This window comes from Methanosarcina sp. UBA411, assembly GCF_002495725.1.
Classification (GTDB): domain Archaea; phylum Halobacteriota; class Methanosarcinia; order Methanosarcinales; family Methanosarcinaceae; genus Methanosarcina.
The window spans coordinates 62266-83309 of the sequence record NZ_DAGK01000024.1 but is presented as its reverse complement, the minus strand read 5'-3'; the positions used below and the strand labels follow the sequence as shown (position 1 = coordinate 83309).

17 protein-coding genes and 1 pseudogene are annotated in these 21044 nt (G+C 40.9%); 5 read left to right on the top strand and 13 right to left on the bottom strand.

Features of this window, described 5'->3' with window-relative positions; translation table 11 throughout:
- The first annotated feature begins 596 nt into the window (after positions 1-596).
- The 3 genes from uvrA to uvrB all read left to right on the top strand — a co-directional run bounded on the left by uvrA (position 597) and on the right by uvrB (position 7365).
- Complete coding sequence (gene uvrA / locus BP861_RS09010) at positions 597-3602, top strand: excinuclease ABC subunit UvrA (RefSeq protein WP_292374558.1); 3006 nt, start codon at positions 597-599, stop codon at positions 3600-3602.
- 43 nt (positions 3603-3645) lie between these two features.
- Positions 3646-5211 carry an excinuclease ABC subunit UvrC gene (gene uvrC, locus BP861_RS09005; RefSeq protein WP_292374556.1) on the top strand — a complete coding sequence of 522 codons (1566 nt, stop codon included), beginning with the start codon at positions 3646-3648 and terminating at the stop codon, positions 5209-5211.
- Between the two features lie 141 nt (positions 5212-5352).
- Positions 5353-7365 carry an excinuclease ABC subunit UvrB gene (uvrB, locus tag BP861_RS09000; RefSeq protein ID WP_292374555.1) on the top strand — a complete coding sequence of 671 codons (2013 nt, stop codon included), beginning with the start codon at positions 5353-5355 and terminating at the stop codon, positions 7363-7365.
- A gap of 133 nt (positions 7366-7498) precedes the next feature.
- Here uvrB and BP861_RS08995 read toward each other — a convergent pair whose 3' ends face one another.
- From BP861_RS08995 to BP861_RS08970, 6 genes are all read right to left on the bottom strand, one after another.
- Positions 7499-7675, bottom strand: a complete 177-nt coding sequence (locus tag BP861_RS08995; RefSeq protein WP_292374554.1) for a hypothetical protein — start codon at positions 7673-7675, stop codon at positions 7499-7501.
- A 378-nt stretch (positions 7676-8053) separates the two neighbouring features.
- Complete coding sequence (locus BP861_RS08990; RefSeq protein ID WP_292374552.1) at positions 8054-8821, bottom strand: class I SAM-dependent methyltransferase; 768 nt, start codon at positions 8819-8821, stop codon at positions 8054-8056.
- Between the two features lie 11 nt (positions 8822-8832).
- Positions 8833-9069 carry a hypothetical protein gene (locus BP861_RS08985; protein WP_292374550.1) on the bottom strand — a complete coding sequence of 79 codons (237 nt, stop codon included), beginning with the start codon at positions 9067-9069 and terminating at the stop codon, positions 8833-8835.
- A 93-nt stretch (positions 9070-9162) separates the two neighbouring features.
- Entirely contained in the window at positions 9163-10482 is a 1320-nt protein-coding gene (locus BP861_RS08980) for an APC family permease (RefSeq protein WP_292374548.1), read from the bottom strand.
- Between the two features lie 86 nt (positions 10483-10568).
- On the bottom strand, positions 10569-11138 hold the full coding sequence (locus BP861_RS08975; RefSeq protein WP_292374546.1) for a TetR/AcrR family transcriptional regulator: 570 nt from the start codon (positions 11136-11138) through the stop codon (positions 10569-10571).
- A gap of 404 nt (positions 11139-11542) precedes the next feature.
- A complete protein-coding gene (locus tag BP861_RS08970; RefSeq protein ID WP_292374700.1) occupies positions 11543-11863 on the bottom strand; it encodes a DUF6951 family protein in 321 nt (106 codons plus the stop codon).
- 279 nt (positions 11864-12142) lie between these two features.
- Between BP861_RS08970 and BP861_RS08965 the strand changes: the two are divergent.
- Positions 12143-12487: pseudogene (locus BP861_RS08965) on the top strand (DUF2099 family protein); the annotation flags it as partial.
- 276 nt (positions 12488-12763) lie between these two features.
- Here the strand turns inward: BP861_RS08965 and BP861_RS08960 are convergent.
- From BP861_RS08960 to BP861_RS08930, 7 genes are all read right to left on the bottom strand, one after another.
- The gene (locus BP861_RS08960) at positions 12764-13450 is read right to left on the bottom strand and encodes a C39 family peptidase (RefSeq protein ID WP_292374544.1); all 687 of its coding nucleotides are present in this window, start codon (positions 13448-13450) and stop codon (positions 12764-12766) included.
- A gap of 642 nt (positions 13451-14092) precedes the next feature.
- Positions 14093-14854 (bottom strand): epoxyqueuosine reductase, encoded by a 762-nt coding sequence (locus BP861_RS08955; protein ID WP_292374543.1) that lies wholly within the window; start codon positions 14852-14854, stop codon positions 14093-14095.
- Positions 14855-14967: 113 nt separating this feature from the next.
- Positions 14968-15339 carry a hypothetical protein gene (locus BP861_RS08950; protein ID WP_292374541.1) on the bottom strand — a complete coding sequence of 124 codons (372 nt, stop codon included), beginning with the start codon at positions 15337-15339 and terminating at the stop codon, positions 14968-14970.
- 181 nt (positions 15340-15520) lie between these two features.
- Positions 15521-16981, bottom strand: coding sequence for a YncE family protein (locus BP861_RS08945; RefSeq protein WP_292374540.1), 1461 nt, complete (start codon positions 16979-16981; stop codon positions 15521-15523).
- 277 nt (positions 16982-17258) lie between these two features.
- Positions 17259-17765: a hypothetical protein gene (locus BP861_RS08940; RefSeq protein ID WP_292374539.1), complete on the bottom strand. Its 507-nt coding sequence runs from the start codon at positions 17763-17765 to the stop codon at positions 17259-17261.
- 107 nt (positions 17766-17872) lie between these two features.
- Positions 17873-19015 carry a TIGR04083 family peptide-modifying radical SAM enzyme gene (locus BP861_RS08935; protein ID WP_292374537.1) on the bottom strand — a complete coding sequence of 381 codons (1143 nt, stop codon included), beginning with the start codon at positions 19013-19015 and terminating at the stop codon, positions 17873-17875.
- Between the two features lie 395 nt (positions 19016-19410).
- Positions 19411-19830 (bottom strand): inorganic diphosphatase, encoded by a 420-nt coding sequence (locus BP861_RS08930; protein ID WP_292374536.1) that lies wholly within the window; start codon positions 19828-19830, stop codon positions 19411-19413.
- 197 nt (positions 19831-20027) lie between these two features.
- On the opposite strand from BP861_RS08930, the gene BP861_RS08925 reads away from it, so the two are divergent.
- On the top strand, positions 20028-20945 hold the full coding sequence (locus tag BP861_RS08925) for a class I SAM-dependent methyltransferase (protein ID WP_292374534.1): 918 nt from the start codon (positions 20028-20030) through the stop codon (positions 20943-20945).
- Positions 20946-21044 lie beyond the last annotated feature (99 nt).

Genomic DNA, 21044 nt, shown 5'->3' with positions numbered 1-21044 from the left:
TTTGTTGTATGATTACAAGTTCAAACACCGCTCTTCTTGTAGTCTACGATTTTTTTTCCTCCTTTTTTTTGGGAATTAGTTCCTGGCTTAACAGGGTTATTCACGCTGGTTTGTAGAGATAATAATTTTCTGGACTGAAAGTATTGAAGGCAAACAGATATGAAATTTCAAGTAATAAAGTTATACAATTCACTATCAATAAACATAATCTACTGAATCTGAATTCAAAGAACCATTTATTTATTGCTTAATACTTTCACTCCGCTATATCACTCTATTAATAAAAAGTCTGCATTCTGCTGTGTGTATTGAAAAACTGGGTAATATGAATCCGAAAATCGTCATCTGTGGCAAAAGTGAAATCAACCTTCGGTAATTATCACTACTTATTTATAATAATGCATAGAATTATCTGGCTAAAATAATAGCCTGGTAATTGAATATAAATTTTAAACTTTTTCAAAAAAGTTTCGTAAATTCAGAAATTTCTATTAATTCTGGAGCTCTTAGATCTCAAACTTTAAAATTCAGACTTGATTCAAACTTTAAATTCTCATCTAACTGATTCAACTGGATAAAAACCCGAGAGAAGGAAAATGAAAAATATTATTATCAAAGGGGCACGGGAACACAACCTGAAAAACATCACGGTGGAACTCCCGCGGGACAAATTAATTGTTATTACAGGGGTATCAGGCTCAGGGAAATCTACCCTGGCTTTTGACACGATTTATGCCGAAGGGCAGCGGCGCTATGTGGAGTCTCTCTCGGCTTATGCGCGGCAGTTCCTCGGGATTATGAACAAGCCGGATGTTGACAGCATCGAAGGGTTATCTCCGGCAATTTCCATTGAGCAGAAAACAACCTCAAAAAATCCACGAAGTACGGTAGGAACAGTTACTGAAATTTATGATTACCTGAGACTGCTTTTTGCAAGAGTCGGTACTCCTTACTGTCCGACCCACAACATAAAGATCGAGTCTCAATCCCCTGAAAAGATTGCCGACAGCCTCAGCAGGGTATGTGAGGGTATGGTTACCATCCTCGCACCTGTAGTCCGCCAGAAGAAAGGAACATACCAGCACCTTTTCAGGGAACTAAATAGCGAAGGCTTCGCCCGGATGAGGGTAAACGGCGAGATCCACAGGACTGACGATGAGATTAACCTTGACCGTTACAAAAAGCACGATATCGAAGTCGTTATTGACCGGCTGGACCCATCCGAAGACCGTTCCAGGCTCGTCGAAGCCTGTGAAAATGCCCTCCAGAAAGCAGACGGGCTCTTAATTGCGGTTGATTCGGAAGGAAAAGATCACCTTTATTCCTCAAACATGGCCTGTCCGGTATGCGGCATGGCCTTCGAAGAACTCCAGCCCAGGATGTTTTCCTTCAATAGTCCTTTCGGGGCTTGTGAAGCCTGCAATGGGCTAGGGTTTAAGATGGAGTTTGACCCTGACCTGATTATTCCGAATAAAACCCTCTGTATTGCAGACGGCGCGGTCACCTTGTATAGAAATTATCTGGACAGTTACAGGAGCCAGCACCTAGCAGCTGTGGCAAAACACTTCGGTTTTGATATTTTTACCCCGATTGAAGCTCTCACAGCTGAGCAGTATAACGCTCTTATGTACGGTTCGGACGAAAGCATGCAGTTCAACATGAGCATGAAAAACGGGGACGTCTCCTGGTCTCACAAAGGCTCCTGGGAAGGGCTGATCCCGCAGTCCGAGAGGCTGTATGGTCAGACGAAATCCGACTACAGGCGGAAGGAGCTTGAAAAATTCATGCAGGTTAAGCCCTGCCCTAAATGCGAAGGCAAGCGCCTGAAGGAAAAAGTTCTTGCAGTAAAATTTGGCGGGAAATCCATTGTGGATATAGCCGATCTCTCAATTCTGGAATGCGTCCAGTTTTTCGAAAACGTAGAGCTCTCGGAAAAGGAAAGGGAGATCGCAAAGCAGGTCTTAAAGGAGATCCGATCCAGGCTCGGCTTCCTTGAGCATGTGGGGCTCGGTTATCTCACCCTTTCTCGCAGCTCAGGTACTCTCTCGGGCGGGGAAGCCCAGAGAATCCGGCTGGCTACCCAGATTGGCTCAAACCTCATGGGTGTGCTCTATGTGCTCGACGAACCCTCAATAGGGCTGCACCAGAGAGACAATGAGCGGCTTATCCAGACTCTCCAGACCCTGCGGGATCTTGGAAATACCCTGATAGTCGTGGAACACGATGAGGATACTATTCGGGCTGCAGACTATGTACTCGATGTAGGTCCAGGCGCAGGCGTTCATGGGGGCTATGTGGTAGCCGAAGGGACGCCTGAAGAAATAGAAAAGAACTCAGAGTCCTTGACAGGTCAATACCTCTCAGGAGTAAAGCAGATAAAACTGCCTGCCCTCCGCCGGCATAGTGATGCTTTTATCAGGCTTAAAGGGTGCAGGGCGAACAACCTGAAGAACATAGACGCGAATATTCCTATAGGGGTCATGACCGTGGTTACAGGCGTGTCTGGTTCCGGAAAGTCCACGCTAATTTATGATACTCTGTACAAAGCCCTGACGAAGAAGATAAATAAATCAAATGTAACACCAGGAGACTATGACGAGCTGGTTTTCGATTCTGAGATCGACAAGGTAATAGTTATTGACCAGAGCCCTATCGGCAGAACGCCTCGCTCGAACCCTGCCACCTACACCAAGGTCTTTGATGCCATAAGACAGGCTTTTGCCGAAACCAAGGAAGCAAAAATCCGGGGCTATAAAAACGGGCGTTTCTCTTTCAATGTAAAAGGAGGACGCTGTGAAGCCTGCCAGGGAGACGGGTTGATAAAAATCGAAATGAACTTCCTGTCTGATGTTTACATCGAATGTGAGGAATGCAAGGGCACACGCTACAACCGGGAAACCCTCGAAGTAAAATACAGGGGCAAGTCGATAGCTGAAGTCCTGGACATGACCATCGAAGAAGCTGCCGAACATTTCGAGAACATCCCTTCAATCAAAAGAAAACTCGATACTCTAATAAGAGTTGGGCTGGGCTATATCAAACTCGGCCAGAGCTCAACAACGCTTTCAGGTGGGGAAGCCCAGAGGATCAAGCTGACAAGAGAACTCTCCAAAAAGTGTACTGGAAAGACGATTTATCTCCTTGATGAACCCACAACCGGGCTTCACTTCCATGATGTCAAAAAGCTCATCTCAGTTCTCAACAGGCTTGTGGCAAAAGGAAACACTGTAGTTGTAATAGAGCACAACCTGGACGTAATAAAATCCGCAGACTATATCATCGACCTTGGTCCTGAAGGTGGAAACGCAGGCGGAGAAATTATTGCCGAAGGAACTCCAGAGGAAGTGTCCATGATTCAGGGAAGCTATACTGCCCGCTTCCTTGCTTCCAAACTTTCACAGTCATATCTCGATATTTCGGGAGAAGAGCCTGTAGAAACCGTTTTCGAAGAAGGGGAAGAATTTGAGGCTGATTATGAAGGTCTTGATGACGATCTAAATGAGGATTCCGAAGACTTTGAAGATGACTCGGAAGAAGCTTCCAGAGGTTTCAAGCATAGCAAACAAAGAACCGATAAAACTTTTGAAGAACAGTTGATCTAAGTTTATTTAAGCTACCTGAAAAACTTGAATATGAGGTTTAAAAATGATTGATCTGGAGGCTCTTCCTCACCTGCCTGGTTGTTACCTTTTCAAGAACGAAGAAGGAACCGTAATTTATGTAGGCAAGGCAAAAGACCTTAAAAAGCGGGTAAGCAGCTACTTCCAGAAACGAGATCATGACCCAAAAACCGCGAGTCTTGTACAAGTTGTTAGAAGCCTTGATTTTATTGTCACAAACACGGAAGTAGAGGCTTTCCTTCTGGAAAATACCCTCATCAAGAAACACTGGCCAAGGTACAATATTGTTTTAAAAGACTCAAAGCGGTATGCCTGCATTCATTTAACCGATGAAAAGTTTCCAAGGATCAGGATTACCCGGAAGAAAGTAGATAACGGAAGCTTTTTTGGGCCCTTTGTGTCGGCAAAGGAAAGAGATTACATTTTTGAGGTTGTAAGAAAGACCTTCCAGCTTCGGACCTGTAAACAGATGCCGAAACGGGCCTGCCTCAGATACCATATTGCTGCATGCAGTGGGCCCTGCATAGGTGCAATTTCCACGGAAGATTATGCCGAAAAAGTGAAGAGAGCTGCCTCTGTCCTGAAAGGCAATAGTAAAGAACTCATCGAATCCATGGAAAAAGAAATGAGAGAGCTTGCATCAAGGCAGCAATTCGAGCAAGCCATGGCTCTGCGGGATGAGATTGCTGCCCTTGAGTATCTCCAGGAAAAGCAAAACGTGGAGAGGCAAAAAAAGCATAACGAGGATATACTGAACTATATTGTCAGGGATGACACCGTTTATCTCATGCTCTTCAAAGTCTACAAAGGTACGCTTGAGGACAAACAGGACTATGTCTTTCCCTTCGGGGAAAATTTCTTGGAAGAATTCCTGGTACAGTATTATTCCGAGAACGAGCCACCTGAAGAACTGATCCTGCCAGAGCCTCTTGAAGAGTCGCTTACTGATTTTCTTTCACATTTGAAGGGGGTAAAAGTCAAAGTTACGGTTCCTAAACAGGGAGAGAAAAAGGAACTCCTCGACCTTGCCCTGAAAAATGTTGAGATCGGTTTCTTCGGAGACCGGAAAAAGCTCGAAGTTCTTCAGAGTAAGCTTTCACTTCCGAAACTTCCAAATGTTATTGAATGTTTTGATATCTCCCATCTTTCTGGAACGTCAACGGTCGGCTCAATGGTGCAGTTCCGGGGGGGCAGGCCAGATAAGCACAATTACCGCCGCTTCAAGATCGAGAGCGTTGAGGGAATTGACGATTTCGCGTCCATTGCCGAGGTTGTGCACAGACGCTATTCCCGCTTGCTTGAGGATAAACACGACCTACCTGACCTCATTATTATAGACGGGGGAAAGGGACAGCTTTCTTCAGCTTTCCAGGAACTCCGAAAGCTCAAAATTAGGGTCCCTCTTATCTCGATAGCCAAGCGGGAAGAAGAAATCTATGTGCCAGGAATTAAGTCTCCTCTCCCCATCAAAAAAGACGAGAAAGCCTCGCTCTTTGTCCAGGAGATCCGGGACGAGGCCCATAGGTTTGCAATTTCTTATAACCGCCTACTGAGGCAAAAGTCACTGATTCCTAAAATTCCTGATACCTAAAAATTGCTGATTCCTCAAATGATTGGTTCTTGAACTCCATTTCTTAAAAATAATTACTCTCTAAAAACCACTGATCTCTTAAATGCCACTACTGCCAATTGTATCCATGATTTAAATTACCAAGGTTTAGGTCTTGATTCTATGAATTCTTCTGATCAAACATCACAGCCATCATCTCAAAAAATCTCCGAAACAATGCGAGATGCCCGATATTGGGATAGCCCACAGTTCAAGCTGGTTTCCGATTTTGAGCCAAAAGGTTCCCAGCCACAGGCAATTGGAGAGCTTGTAGACGGGTTGAAAAAAGGGGAGCAGTATCAGACCCTTCTTGGGGTAACAGGGTCAGGGAAGACCTATACTGTTGCAAATGTCATAAACCAGATCAAGAAACCGACCCTTGTTATTGCCCATAACAAAACCCTTGCAGCCCAGCTCTATAATGAGTTCAGAGAGTTCTTCCCTGAAAACAGGGTGGAGTATTTTGTTTCCTATTACGATTACTATCAGCCTGAATCCTATCTTCCTGCCAAGGACCAGTATATCGAAAAAGATGCCCAGATTAATCCAAAGATAGAGCAAATGAGGCTTGCTGCTACTGCTTCCCTGATGTCGCGCCAGGACGTTATTGTCGTGGCATCCGTATCCTGTATCTATGGGCTTGGTAATCCTGAGAATTTCCAGAAAATGGGGTTTGAATTAAAAGTTGGAGATAAGGTTCAGAGAAAAGAAATCCTGCAAAAGCTTGTTGAAATCCAGTTCGAGAGAAATGACCTTGAGCTTATGCCAGGACGTTTTCGGGTAAAAGGAGATACTATTGATATTATTCCCGGGTACTTTGACGATATTATCCGGATTGAGCTCTTCGGAGACGAGATCGACCGGATTTCCGAAATAGATAAACAGACAGGGCAGCGAACGGAAGATATGGATTATTTCTTTGTCTACCCTGCCAGGCACTACGTAATTCCTGAGGAGGAGCAGAAAAGTGCAATTCAGTCCATCCTCGAAGAGCTTGAGGAATGCCTTCCTGAGCTCGGGCTGCTCGAATCTCATAGGCTGAAGCAGCGCACGATTTATGACATGGAAATGATCCAGGAAACCGGCAGTTGTAAGGGTATTGAAAATTATTCGCGGCATTTTGACCACAGGCAGCCAGGAGAACAGCCTTTCTGCCTGCTTGACTATTTCCCTGAGGATTTCCTGATGGTAATCGATGAGAGCCACCAGACTATCCCACAGCTTCACGGCATGTATAACGGAGACCGCTCAAGGAAGAAGAGCCTTATCGATTACGGGTTCAGGCTTCCCAGTGCCTACGATAACAGGCCTCTGAAGTTCGATGAATTCGAGAAGTATATGAAAAATGTAATTTTTGTCTCAGCAACCCCTGCTGATTACGAAAGGGAACACTCCGCTCAAATCGTGGAACAGATTATCCGCCCGACAGGGCTTGTTGATCCAGAAGTAGAAATTCGTCCTCTTGAAGGGCAGGTCAGGGATGTTATGCAGGAGGTCCGGAAAATTATAGAAAGAGGAGACCGTGCCCTTGTGACCACCCTGACAAAGAAGCTTGCGGAAGAACTTACTGAGTACCTTGCCAGGAACGAAATCAAAGCCCGCTACCTGCACTCGGACATCAAAACGATGGAACGGACTGAAATTATCCGCGAGCTCCGCCTTGGCAAGTTCGATGTCCTTGTCGGGATTAACCTGCTCAGAGAAGGGCTCGACATCCCGGAAGTGGGTTTCATTGGAATCCTGGATGCGGATAAAGAAGGTTTCCTTAGAAACTCAAAAAGCCTGATCCAGATCATAGGCCGCGCAGCCCGGAACGCCAGCTCGAAGGTTGTCCTGTATGCCGACAATATGACCGATTCCATCAAAACTGCAGTTACTGAGACCGAACGTCGCCGCTCCATGCAGATTGCCTATAATAAGGAACATGGCATCGTTCCGACAACTATCAGGAAACCCATCAGGGAAAAGGTCGTGGATATTACCGACACAAAACACATCCCGAAAACTGATATTCCCAATATGATTATAGAACTGGAGACCGAAATGAGAGAAGCTGCTGACAGACTGGACTTCGAGCGGGCAATCCAGGTAAGGGAAATGATAAAGAAGCTGGAGAAAGAGATCAAAGTAGCTTGAGAGGAAAGTGACTTAAGGGAAAAATATCCTGAGAGGAAATTAGCTTGAGGGGATTTACTAAATGTTACATTGAAAGTAAAAACGGATTTTAAACGGATTTTGCACAAAAATTGCTCAAGTCATTAGCGTTTAGTTAAGCCATCCAAAGCACCTTTATGAGGACATGATGTACTAGTGAGGCCGCAGCTGCAGCTGCAAGCGGTTGGTGCTTTTTATGTTTATTCCCATCTCCCCAGTCACATATGCTCTTTACTAATATCCATGGCAATCTTACTCTTATAGAAGCCGCGGTAAGACCAGCTCCTTCCATTTCTTCCTCCAATAGCTTGAGGATATTGCTTGAATAGGGAAGCTTTGAATTCAGGTTCGTCTATTAACTTTTCACCTGACAGGATAGGACTAATTTCTCGTCTTGCAGGAGTTCCATCAGGGAGAAGAAATTTCCATGTATCAACATTATTGAAACGATTAAGTAAAGTCGGATTGCTAGGAGTACTAGGTCCCCGGAATTGAATATTATTTTTACCAATTCGAGCAGGTTCATATGATATTATTTGAGAGGAAACGAGTACATCACCAATCTTTTGCTTTGAGGAATTTTTACATTCTTATACAATGTACAACATAAAATAAAACCGAAAATAGAGAGCTAACCTACAACAAAGCGTCGCCTTAGTGGGACTTTATTTTACATCTTTTTCCCAATATAAAATACATATCCATAATACTGTTTGTATTTTGAATACAAGTCTGCCTCACGCTTCATAAATGCAATCATATCCTCAACGGTTTTATTTCCCGCATATTTTTTCAAGAATTCCTCTTGCCTTGCTTTTTGTGGAATAAAATAATTATCTATCCAACAATTTTCAGGCAGCGTAAACGCGGCAACAGGAATATAACCTGTTTTTTGCATGATGGAAATATTATGCCCTATTGTGCTAATTTCAGGAACTGCGTCCAACCACCACTTCTCAATTTCAGTGGGGCGTTCATCGGTAAACCATGACTCATATGTTACGGCAATATAACCATCTTTTTTGAGGAAGCTTTTCCAGTGATTCAAGCCTTTTTCAAAACCTATATTGGCAATAGCCCCCTCAGACCATATAAGATCAAATTCGTCATTCTGAAACGGCAAATTATCCATTGAACCGACAATACCTTTTACCCTGTTCTGCAGACCAAGTTTTCTGGCTGTTGCGTTAAGTTTATCAATCGAGCCGGCGTAAAGGTCAAGGGCGGTGATGGTTGCTTCTGTATTTTGTGCCAGAACCATTGTTTGAAAGCCTGTGCCGCAGCCTAAATCGGCAATTTTTGTTTTGTTTGAAAGATTTCCAATAAAACCTAATGCCCTGATGGTTTCTTCGGGACTGCCGGGTCCCTGCCGTTCAAGCTCTGTGAAAAATTCATTGATGAGGGCAAAATCAAATTCGTGGATTGTTATATCTTCCATTGTCATACTCCTTATCTTCTAATCATACCTTTGGCTTTTTCTGCCTTAACTATTTTTGCTATGTTTTTACGCTTACCATATGCAATACCTACCATAATAATTCCCCTAGGAGACCATTTTTTATACCCATCGTAGGTTGCAAGTATTGTGGATCCACTCCCCAAAGAACCCATCTCGCGTTTTGTTACAACAGTTTTGAATTTTCCAAACATTCCAATATAATAAGTTTCAACGCCAATATGACCCATGAGTACTTTTTTCTTTTTTGGGTAGCAGTTTTAAAAGCTTCATTACCGATCCTTGCTTAGAGAGAGGCTGGACCCATAAAACTTCTCTAATTCCTATGAGTCTTCAAGGGGTACAGGTTCCTGCCTGGACTTTGAATCTACTGCCTGCGAAGATAATATATCTTCCTTTTTTACGGTAAACCTGAAGTAGCCAAGCCCTATCAGAAAGAGCGGATATATGACCTTCCAGGTAAACCCTGATGCCAGAAAGCTCAAAGACAGAAGCGAAAGAACCGAAAAGATCCACTTCTGCCAGCCTATTTCTGTTTTCCAGTAAGCAATTATGATGAAGCCGCATAGGAAAATAAAGTTCTGGTTTACGAGCATCATCATAGATGTAATAGGAACTTTGAAAAGATAGCACCCTGTAATCAGGGAAACTGATAGGGCATATAGAGTCACAAGGCTTGATAGGGGAATATTCCTTTTTGAGAGCTTTCCGAATACTGCAGGAAAAACACCTGTTCTGCCAGCTGCATATATTAGACGGCTAGCAGTAAAGTTCCAGGAGCAGGCGTTTGCTGCAAGCACTACTATTATAAGCCATATCAGAAAACTTCCGCCTGGAGTAAAAAGAACCAGACTGGAGAGACCGGCAGCTCCCTTAAGGGAAACTCCTGTAGCACTGGCTCCTACGCTTATCAGGGCAAGTAAAACATAGATGAAAGCGACCAGAACAAAGCTTAACCAGTATAGGCGGGGAACGTTTTTTTCGGGGTCTTTCATCTCTCCAAGGGAAAATGAAAGATTCTCCCAGCCCAGAAAAGCCCAGAAAAGCAAGGCCGTAACATTCCACACTATTTTTGGATCTGTATTTCCGTGGCCACTCAGAGCTTCTCCAGCAATACTCAGCCCGGAACCGAGAAAATCGAGGTTAAAGACGATAATCAATCCTATAAGCAGAAAGAGTACAGCCAGGGCTAAGTAGTTGATCAGAGTGATAGCCCTTATCCCAAATAGGTTTGAAATAAACATCAGGCTTACAAGAAGGATTGCACAAAAGGTTCCTCCCAATTCGGAGAGATTAAAAAACTGCCGCATATATTCACTGCCAATAAAAGCAATAGCAGGAAGTCCAAAAAGATAAGAACCGCTTACAAGATAAGAGACCGAATACCTGCCCCAGGGACCAACTGCTTTTTCTGCGTAGCCTGCAAGCCCGGCTGTCGAAGGAAATCTAAGGCCAAGCCTGGAGCAGATCTGAATTCTTGGGATGGTAACGAAGGTTATAAGGAGCCATCCAAGGATTGCTTCATAGACATTCCCCACGCTGAGAGCCAGGCCGGGAAGTGCAAGGATTCCTGTGCCTATGAGCATGCAGATTGCAAGCCCTATACCTCTCTTTAAGGTAATTGTTTTTTCGAGATCGGTCATTTTATCTTTAAGCTCATTTTTATCTTTAGGGTGACTTTTAGATTGTATGATTACTTACATATAAGTAAGTAATAGTTTGGGAAAAATCAATCTTTCCAACTAAGATCAGATTTAATTAGAGAAATCGATCTGACAAGCGTTTTTCTCCCCTTTATACTGGATAATTGCCTAGTACCTATTAAGATTCCGACTACTAATTCTGCACGTTCATCTACAGAACCAGAGAAGTTAAACTCCCCCTGTTCCAGACCAGTTTTGAGAACTTTGGAAATCCAAACTAATAATTCATCCAGTAGTAATAGACCTTGTTTTTGAACCTTCTCCGGAAGCTCCTCAAAATCGAGGATTACCGAGCCTGGAGGGCAGATACATTTGCCTTCATCAAATTCCTTCAATGTGTAATCAAAATAGGATTGAAGCTGCTCACGGGCTGTGCCTCCAGACTCCACTATTTGAGCAAAATTTGCAGTTATTTTCTTTCTGCTGTCTTCAAGCAAAGCTGCAACGAGATCTTCTTTTTTGGGATAGTAATTATGAATTGCGGCATTTTTTATTCCCAGCTTCTGAGAAATATCTTTGTAACTAAATCCGTTATAACCCCTAGATTGTAGAAAAATACTTGCATAGTGAAGTATCTGTTGATTAGTCTGGTTCATATATTTCATAACCACATATGTGTCCGTTAAATAATTTAGTTGAATAGTGCTTACTATATAATAAATGGTTCATCGATTTATCGGATGAGAGAGCCTATTCGGGTTCCAAAAAGAAATTGGATGGATAATTACAGAATTACAGAAATCCTTGTCCTTGAATATCTCTAATCTATTTTTAGGCGATAGACTATAATAAAAAATTATAAAGTAAATGAAACAAAGATAGAGAGACAATAAGAGATAAGTAGTAAAAAATAATTAAATTATCTCTTATTGCATGTACAGTTTTTTTTCTATATACTTCACATTATGATGCGCTGTTTTTTCAATGCCGAGTTCAGTGTCGGCTATAATAAGCTCAATAAAAGTTGTTTAAGGGGTAAGACTAATGATTAAACACACTTTTAGACTTCGTTGAATTCGATACTGAGACCACCTGCTTTTTTTACCAAAGATTTTGCAAGGAAACCGCTCTCCATTCTGCAGAGATTGAGTACTGCACAGGGTACAAGGCAATTTGCAGAACAATCTGCTTCATGCGCCCTATCAATGACATAATTGTTTTTAATATCCATAATTTCCATCATGGGAACTTCCATGTGGGAAATTTTCTTTACCTTTGCACATGGGGTTTCTATGTCAACAATAATTTTATTTCCTTTTTTGCTTCCACGTATCTTGTGAACAAAGCCACAGAGATTGGAATTTACAGTAAATTCAGTCAACGTATCACCTTCAATTTTACTCATTAAGTTTCTAATTATTTAAATTTTCGAAATTTATCTGTTATTATAATAACGCTTACTTGCATATAAGTAAGTCTCGCTTATAACATGAAATAATCAGAAATTCCAAATTCAAAGAAGTGTTCAAAATGCTTTGAAAATAGATAAAAGTAGAATTAAAAGTCCAAAGTCAATAAATTATCACGTAAGCAATCATAAAACGTTAATTTTTATGTTTCTTAACAAAAGCATTTTGTCAAGCTAAAAAAAAGTGTAATCATGCCCCATATAATGGAATTAGTCGGAAAAACAAGAGTAGTTGTGAAGGATGAGAAAGTCGTTGAAGTCGATGAACCTGAAGTTGAATAGTGCCCTATCTTTGCCAAGTTGCGTGGAATTCAGAAGATAACTTCGGAAAAAGTCAAAAAGAACATGGCGTTTAGAATAAGCGATTTCGGGATGTTCACTGATAAACGCAAGCTGGAACTCAAGGATTTTGTAGGGTTTGACGCTAGCGAAATTATGATGACGAGCCTGAAAAGAGGATTGCTTGACACAACAGTAACAGCCTGTGAAGGCGCAGGAACAGTAATTTCCAGTAATTCTATCCTTGTTCAGGGTATGTGAGGCAGGATGTCTGGCCTTATCGAAACCGAGCCGATTGGTGGAATCATCAATGGTATTTAGGAACACGGTGGAATTTGTTTTCCTGAACTTTGTTTACAAACTTCTTGATTTCCAGCAAATTTTGTTTTAACTCTTTTCTTTCAGATCTTCTATGCCAGGCTGAGAAACAGATCTAGCCTCGATTGAAATTGATGAGCTGGAAAAAAGTTGCCGTCTTTCCTCTAGGCTTTTAACTTCTTCCAGCTTCAGATATGCTCGCACACTGACACCTAATTAGTTCACATGCATGAATTCAGGATTTTCTTCAGGCCTTTCTCCACGAATAAAGATTCCCATATGAACGTATTTTCTAATTTCTTCGTTTGTAGAAGATCCGGACTGGTCGTGCCAGCGCTTTATGAACTCATCACGTGGAATATACCCTCTGCTGCCAAGTATTGAAGGGTCTTCCAGGTATACATTTTTATTATCAACGCCTATGACCACCATATAGTGACCGCTGTCATCTGTTTCCCAGGATTGGTTCTCCTCTTTCCAGGCCTGAGCTCCAACTATTACTGGAACGCCTTCCTCAATGGACTTTTTCAGATCATCCAGTGTTAAGTTTTCTCTAATCTCGACCCTGAACCCTTTTTTCTCTGCTCCCTGCACAAGGTCTTCGGGGTCAGCACCCTCATACGTAGTATTGAGGAACTCAATTAACTGGTCCTCTCTCAGATCTTCGCCACCCCAATAACTCATCACAGCTTGAAAGCATGCAACTCCACACGAATAGTTTGTGCTCTGACGCACATCAGGCACCTGTAACAAAATAGTCGTGCCGTTTTCAGGAATAACATCTTGAACTTTTTTCTCGCAGATGCCTGTAGACATTCCTGCAGAGATTAATACTACCAAACCAGCAAGACTTAGAAAAAATGCTGTTTTTCTTATATCCAACCTCTTAATATTGATTGTCATAAACTGTATCCCACCAAATTCAAGCTAAGAGGAAGAGCCCAGGTTTTTACTGAAGAATATAAAGCAGGTCTCTTCAAGTAAATATATAACTATTAATATATATTATATGATAAACTAAGTATTGAATATATGAGAAAAAAGAATTAGAAACAGAATAGCTGATTAGATGTCCTGAATGATGATAGAAAGAAGGCTAAAAAGCCTTTCCAAGAAGCATAAACCGTATTTTAACAATATAAATAAACTTATCCCGGCATACTCCACTGCGAGCAATGAGAAATGTTTGCGCCAAAGCCTTCTTCGTTTATCTAATTCATACAGTGCCTCATACTTAGTTAAAAGCAGATCCTTACCTACTTTATCCTAAGAATCAGATAGCCCTTTAAAGTGTACCTTATAACAGTTTGAAACGATTATAATCCAACTTCTTAGTATCAAGTTCCTCCATTTGAATAGCAAGTTCATGAAATAGTTTCCAATGTGGATTATCTTTTTCTAGGTCATAAGACAAGTTACTACTTCTCCAGCACTTAATTATATAGTATCCAAACATATAATGTACAACTTATTTTTTAATTAATTTAAAATTCATAGCAAGTGAAAGTTCTTCGTAATAATTAAGAAGATCCATTCTGTCATAGCTTATAATTTTCCGCCATAAGATCTGACATGCTTCCAGGCTTTATGATGATTGTCAAAAAGATCCTTATCTTCATATATCGCAGCATTGTCTCTTTTATATACCGCTCTATCATTTCCGATTGGACAGACCTTGATACATATACCACACGGCGAAATGTGACGCTTGTTTAATTCAGCGCTATAAGAGGAACAGGCTTTCTTATCTGTTAGTCCGCTGGGATAATCTTCCTTATCAAGAGCATTCGATGGGCACATTTTTACACAACGCATACAGCGGGTGCAAAGTTCAGTTTCCAACATTGGATCTTGAGGAAGTTCAGCTGTGGACAGAATTGAACCGAAACGGACCCTAGGACCGTACTCTGGTGTAAGGATTGTATTGTTTATCCCAAAGGTTCCTAGTCCAGCAAGTAAAGCAGCATGCCTGTGAGAAAAGAAAGCGATGGGATTATCGAGGAGTACCTGAATGCTTCCATATCCATCTCTAGGTACGAAAATAGATGGATATCCTCTATCGGTTAGGAAGTTGGCAAGTCGATATGTGTATTGGTCTAATAAGGTGTTTACAGTCTTGTATAGTTCGCGGTAATATATTGAGGGAGATGTCTCCAACACCGGTAGAGGGACCGGCAAGCCGATAACTATTACTGATTTTGCTTCAGGATATATAGATTGAGGATAGAATTCTTCAGGCATCCACGGCAAAAAAGGAGGGTTATTCCATCTCTCAACACCGGCGATCCCAACCATGGGTATATCCATACTTTCGCATTTCTGCAGGAGGGCTTTTTTCAGATATTTAGTCGTAGATTTATCCCTTCTTGGAAAAACTCAAGCTCATATGTTCTATATTTAATTGGATTACATATTAAGACTTATATGTAATAATCAACGTAGAAGCGGTAAGCAACCTGAAGTTCTTCAAGCTCCCTAGATTCCAGTTCAAAATCAGGCTGACCGGTTTTGTAAATCACTTCTCCTAAATTTTTGAAGGTAACCTCGCATTTTATATTTTCGGGAAGTTGAGTCTCAAAGCTACCGCATTTACTGCAAGTCTCCAGGACAAGTTTTTCGATTTCTGCGGGACTGAAAAACTTTTCATTTTCAGGGCTGTAATTTACCTCAACTATCAATTCTTCTTTGCTCGTTAAATCCGCCCAGAACCCGGAAAGTTCAGTTCCTTCTATTCTGTAGTCCTGAAGTTCAAAACTTCTAGTGATCGTATTCTTGATTTTACCCTCGTCCATATGCTTAATTTTGGAAGTGGATATATATAAACTATCTTAAAAACAAAGCAGATTCGTTAGATATAACTGTTCTTTATTTCTGATTCGTAGGAATCTATAATTCTTTCATCTCAACAAATAAAGACAAGATCTACGACTTAAGGTACAAGTTGCCAGCACCTTCGATTATTCAAGTCTTAAATTACTTCTTCCTGAGTTTCCATCCACCATACAGGCAGGCCAAACCGCCTAATAATCCAAAGCCTGGGGTAGAGTTATTTTTGCTCGATTCATTTCCACTTGAGTTACTACCATTATCAGATTTGGAATTATTAATATCATTATTACTGTTATTGTTTGAATTATTTAGCTCGATAACATTTTTTTCCTCATATGATGGCAAGTTAGTCTCTTCAACGCTTATATTTTCAGTTGTATTTAAAGTCACCATTGTACTCGGATAAGTTTCATTAGAGGTTGCCTTTGTGCTTTGATCAGTTATGTTAGATTTTATAAAAGGCTCATTAGGTTTTATAATAGGCCCAATGACAACTCCAACAGGATAGTTCATAGTATATTTTCCTGTATTCACAGTCGCTGTAACTTTGTTTGTGGCTGTGTCAATTACAGAGACATTATCTTTGTAGTCACTGGAGTAACCGTTAGAGATCGCTACATATGCCTTTTTTCCATCTGGAGTGACTGCAACTCCCTTAGGAGCTGTTCCTACATACACTGTAGCTATAACTTTGTTTGTAACCGCATCAATTACAGAAACAGTGTTACCCTGTTCATCGTAGGAACCGGAGTTTGTCACATATATTTTGGTTCCATCAGGACTGACTGCAATATCACCAGGACCGTTTCCTACAGGTACACTTCCTGTAACATTGTTTGTAGCTGTGTCAATTACAGAAACATTGTTACTGCCTGAATTAATCACATAAACCTTATTTCCATCAGGGCTAACTGCAATATCAGTCGGATAGTCTCCTACAGATACAGCGGCTATAATTTTGTTTGTAGTTGCGTCAATTACAGAAGTAGTGTTATTGCGACTGTTCGTAGCATAGATTTTTTTCCCATCAGGGTAGAATGCAATGTCATAAGTGCTCAGCCCCATATTAATTGGGTCCATTACAGTGTTTGTGGATGTGCCAATTACTGTGTTAACTACAGAGACATTGTTGCTATTATCATCCACTCTACTGTAACGATTCGTCACATAAACCCTTGATCCTTTCGGGTTAACTGTAATTTTCCGAGGATAACTTCCTACGTCTACTACTGCATCAACCGTATTTGTCGCTGTGTCAATTATAGAGATAGTGGTGCTGATTCCTGATATATCCGTCACATATACCTTTGTTCCTGCAGGGTTGATTGCGGCTTCTCCAGCCCAGCCTTCTATAGGCACTACGGCTGTAAGATTGTCAGTTGCTGTGTCAATCACAAAAACAGTACCGGTGTCGATTCCTATACTCGTTACATATGCAAACGGAGCTGCACCTGCTACACTCACCAGTGTTAAAATCGCAAATGCCGTTATTCTCAGAGCTCTTATGAGAATATGTTGTCTACGCACTTTATTAGGCGTTGTCATAGATGAAAGTGGAATCGAAAAAGTGGCAATCTCTATTGTTGATGTAATTTTCCTTTTCATCTTTTATCCCTGAGTAATGATTGTCTTTAATGCTAGGGGTATTATCTGAAAATCTAAACTTAGGGCATTTTTAAAAACATTCCTTAAGTTAACTTAGCTTCAGGATAATAAAACATTCTAAAGAGGAATAATTTCAAGATAAAAGATAAAAATGGAAAAATCACATTATCCTTACATTAAGAACCTATGTGAAAAGTCATAATAGCATATCGAAAATGATATCAGTAAACAGTTATTTTCACTGCTACTGATAGACGCTTTAGTTCTTTCTTGTAGTTTAGATACCTATAGATTTATTAGTGGATGTGTGATTCTGAGTGATTTTCTGTTCGAGGGATGGATCGCCAATTTGAGTCGTGTTTCCCTGAGTTGTATTTTCTTGAGTCGTGTTTGTTCCACTCGATATAATCTTCAGAGTACCCTGCTTATTTGAAACAACCGGGGTATTGTTTTTACTGTTGTATGAAGTATAAGTTATTTGATTTGCTTCCGAACTGGGTTGATGCGGAGCTACATAAGTTGATTTCCTGATTTGAAGCTTTGTTGTAGTTTCAGATGTTGTTATATTTTCAATGTAATCACTTTCTATTACAGTATCGTTAGCTGTTTCAGTAACGTTTGATGTTTTAACAGGTGAAGACGTTGTAACTACTGTTGGAGCGGTTTGGTTTGAAACACTTGGAGTTTCATTTTCTGGATTTGTTGTCTTTTCAGCACAGCCGGCTGCAAAAACAATAGTAGCAATGAAAAGAAGCATTGCTATGATTTTCAAATTGTTTTTCATTAATAACACCGCTAAAATTCTTCTTTATTTTGAAAGCATAATTAATTCAGAAGTTTCGTACATAAGCTTGTTTATAATTTTGTTTCAAACTTGTTTCTAAGCTTGTTTCAGAGTTTCTTAAGCATGAGGGACATTATTCCGGGTTTTGAAGGTCTCATACTGCCGGGCGAGAACATATCATCCATACCTGAGCCCCCGAACATTTCCTCGTTGACACGCTTGTTTATTTCATCAAAAATCATCTTATAGGCAGCACAGTGCGGGTCAACGCCTTTTATTTCCCCGCCTGTGGGAACTATTGCATTGTACGGGCATCCGCCTCTGCAGTATTTGATATGGGCGCATTTGCCACATGCAGTATCCACATATTCTTTATACTGGTGCATTTTCTTCCAGGCTTCGGATTGAGCAAGGTCTGCCATGGTCGGGCGATCATAAACATTCCCCATCACATATTCGGGCATTCCAATAAAGCGATAGCAAGGATAGATGTTTCCTTCAGGGCCGACAGCAAAGGTATCTCCCATACAGTCAACATAAGTACAGACCGTGCCCCTGCCTGTAAATACGCATTTGCACAGGTGATCAATGTTCATAACGTCAATTTGGCCCAAGTTTTCCAGATATTTATCAAGAAGATAGATTAAGAGTTCCCCGTATTCCTCGGGAGAAAGCGTCCATTTCTCAGGGTTGTCACCTTTTAAAGAAGGCAGGCAGGGGTGCAGCTTGAGAGTTAAACCTTTTTCAAGGTAAAAATTGAAAATATCTTCCTTATATTTTACGGAATGAGATGTGAAAGTGGTAATGAACCTCACATCAAGCCCATGTTCCCTGGCAATTTCATAGCCTTTCATGGTTTTGTCGTAGTATCCTTTTCCCCTCTGAAGGTCATTAAGTTCTTTTGGACCGTCCAGGCTAGAGCCTATAGGAACTCCATATTCTGCAAAAATTTCAGCTATCTCTGGAGTCATTTTCCATAGGTTTGTCTGTATCGCAAAAGCTATTCTCCTGGGGCTCAAACCATCAACCAGGAGTGGCAGTGCTTCCCTATAAAATTCCGCCCCTGCCAGAAGCGGTTCTCCGCCGTGGAAGGTAAAAGTAACCGAATCTCCCCTGAATATTTTAAGCCATTCAACCACTTCTTTTATCGTTTCAATGCTCATTATCGGGGACTTTTCTTCGGAACTCCAGCAATAGCTGCAGTTAGCAGGACAACCAAGGGTCGGGATAAGCATCACATGAAAAGGCATATTTAAAGCACCCTTTTTTTAAGCTTCTTTAAATTATTAGTACTTTTCTAAGTTTTCCTGAGATAAATTAAGATCGAGGAACTCTCTAATTTATTATACACACTGTTTATATAATTCTTTAGACCTAGCATCCAGGGAATTTGTCTTTACTCTCCTTTGTAAATCAGGATTAATTATTGAGTTCCATTAACTCTGACATATAATACTATTTTAAAGCGTATGCTCAAATATCTTATAGAAAGTGAAGCTTAATTCAGTTAAGATTCGCCAGGGAAAATGGACCTGAAGTGGATTTAAATTATGAGTTTAAAAGTAAAATGCATGAGTCTAAAAGTAAGGTGTAAGCCTAAAGATAGACGAAAGAGTTGAAAATTAAAGGTGGATCTCTAAAAATCTCAGCGCAATTTTCGGAATTCGATTCCTTCAAACCTGCATGTTGAAATTCTTCTCTCGCGAAAAGCATACAGGAAGATTTTAAAAAGAGCGTAAAGCCTGAAGTAATAAGCAAGCAGGAAAGCAAGCAGGACAGGAGAACGAAGCCCGCTGATGTATATTATTTTCTTATCGTCCCTGACCGAATCGTCCAGGAACTTGACTATACCGTCAAAAGCTTCCCTTTCAAGTGTGCTTCCTCTAGGCAAGCGGGGTCCCAGCACCACCACATCTTCTTCCATACCATCTGCGCTTTCAGTTCCTTCTACAAAGCCGTAATTGAAAATTGTGGGCAGGGGGGAAAAGAAAGCTCTTTCATAGCCTTTTTCTGTCTTATTGTATTTCCAGAAACTATACTTTGGGGTCTCTATAATAATTTTCATGGGGAAATAAGCCTACCTGAAATAGGAAATAACCGTTTAAGGTTTCTTCCGGGTTTTATCTTTTTCCATACTTTTCTACACTTTCCCAAACAAAAAGCATATATTGAAATTCTTCTTAAAAGCGGAACTAAAATCTGGAACTATTATCTTAATGTTAAAATTTAATATTTAAAATCTGATATGCAGAGGTATTCTGAATGAGTTTTAGAAAGAGAGTGAGTTTGCGAGATGAGATGAAAGGAATAGTTGAAGAGCCCCTGCTTCAGATAGTTCCAAAACGTTTTGATTACATAGGGAATGTAGCCGTAATCTCGATTCCTCCGGAACTTTCAGCTTATAAAGAAGCTATTGCTTCGAAGCTGTTTTCCATGCGAGGCAACACGCGAGCTGTGCTTAATAAGGTGAGCAAACTTGAAGGTGAGCACAGGGTTGCGGATTTTGAGCTTCTTCTTGGGGAAACTACTGAGACCATTCACAAGGAAAATGGCTATATCTACAAGCTGGATGTCAAAAAAGTCTTTTTTAATCCCCGTCTGTACTCTGAGAGAAGGCGGGTAGCCTCAAAAATTACCTCTAGTGAACACATTATAATACCTTTTGCCGGAGTCGGTCCTTTTGTGCTTCCAGCCGCAGGAAAAGGAGCAAAGGTATATGCTATTGAAATAAATCCCGACGCCTGCGCTTGTCTGCGGGAAAATATTCGGATTAACAGGCTTGAAGGTCAAATAGCCGTTATCCAGGATGATTTTGAAAAAGTTTCCCATATGTTTAATTCTACAAAAGCCGGTGAAGTGCCAGCAAATAAGGCTTTTTCTGATCTGCCCGTATACCTGAGTCTTGAGGAAAATGAAAATGAAAGTTTTCAGTTTCCTGAAAATGGCTTTGACAGAGCTATTGTCCCAACTCCTTACGGTATGGATCACTTTCTTGGCGAAATCTCGAAACTTGTCAGGAAAGGAGGGTACATTCACTTCTACACTTTCAAAGCCGAGTCCCAGATACCGGAACTAATTAAGGATTATGAAAAAATGGGGCTTGGAGTGGAACTCTACAGGAGAGCCGGAAGCGTTGCCCCAGGCATCAGCAGGTGGGTTTTTGACCTTATTAAAAAATAGGTGTGAATAAAAAGTTGCAGAAATTTTGAGTTCCCAAATAGATAGAGATTTCAGTTATCAGCAAGTAGAGATTTTAATTCGTCAAGCAGGTAGAGATTT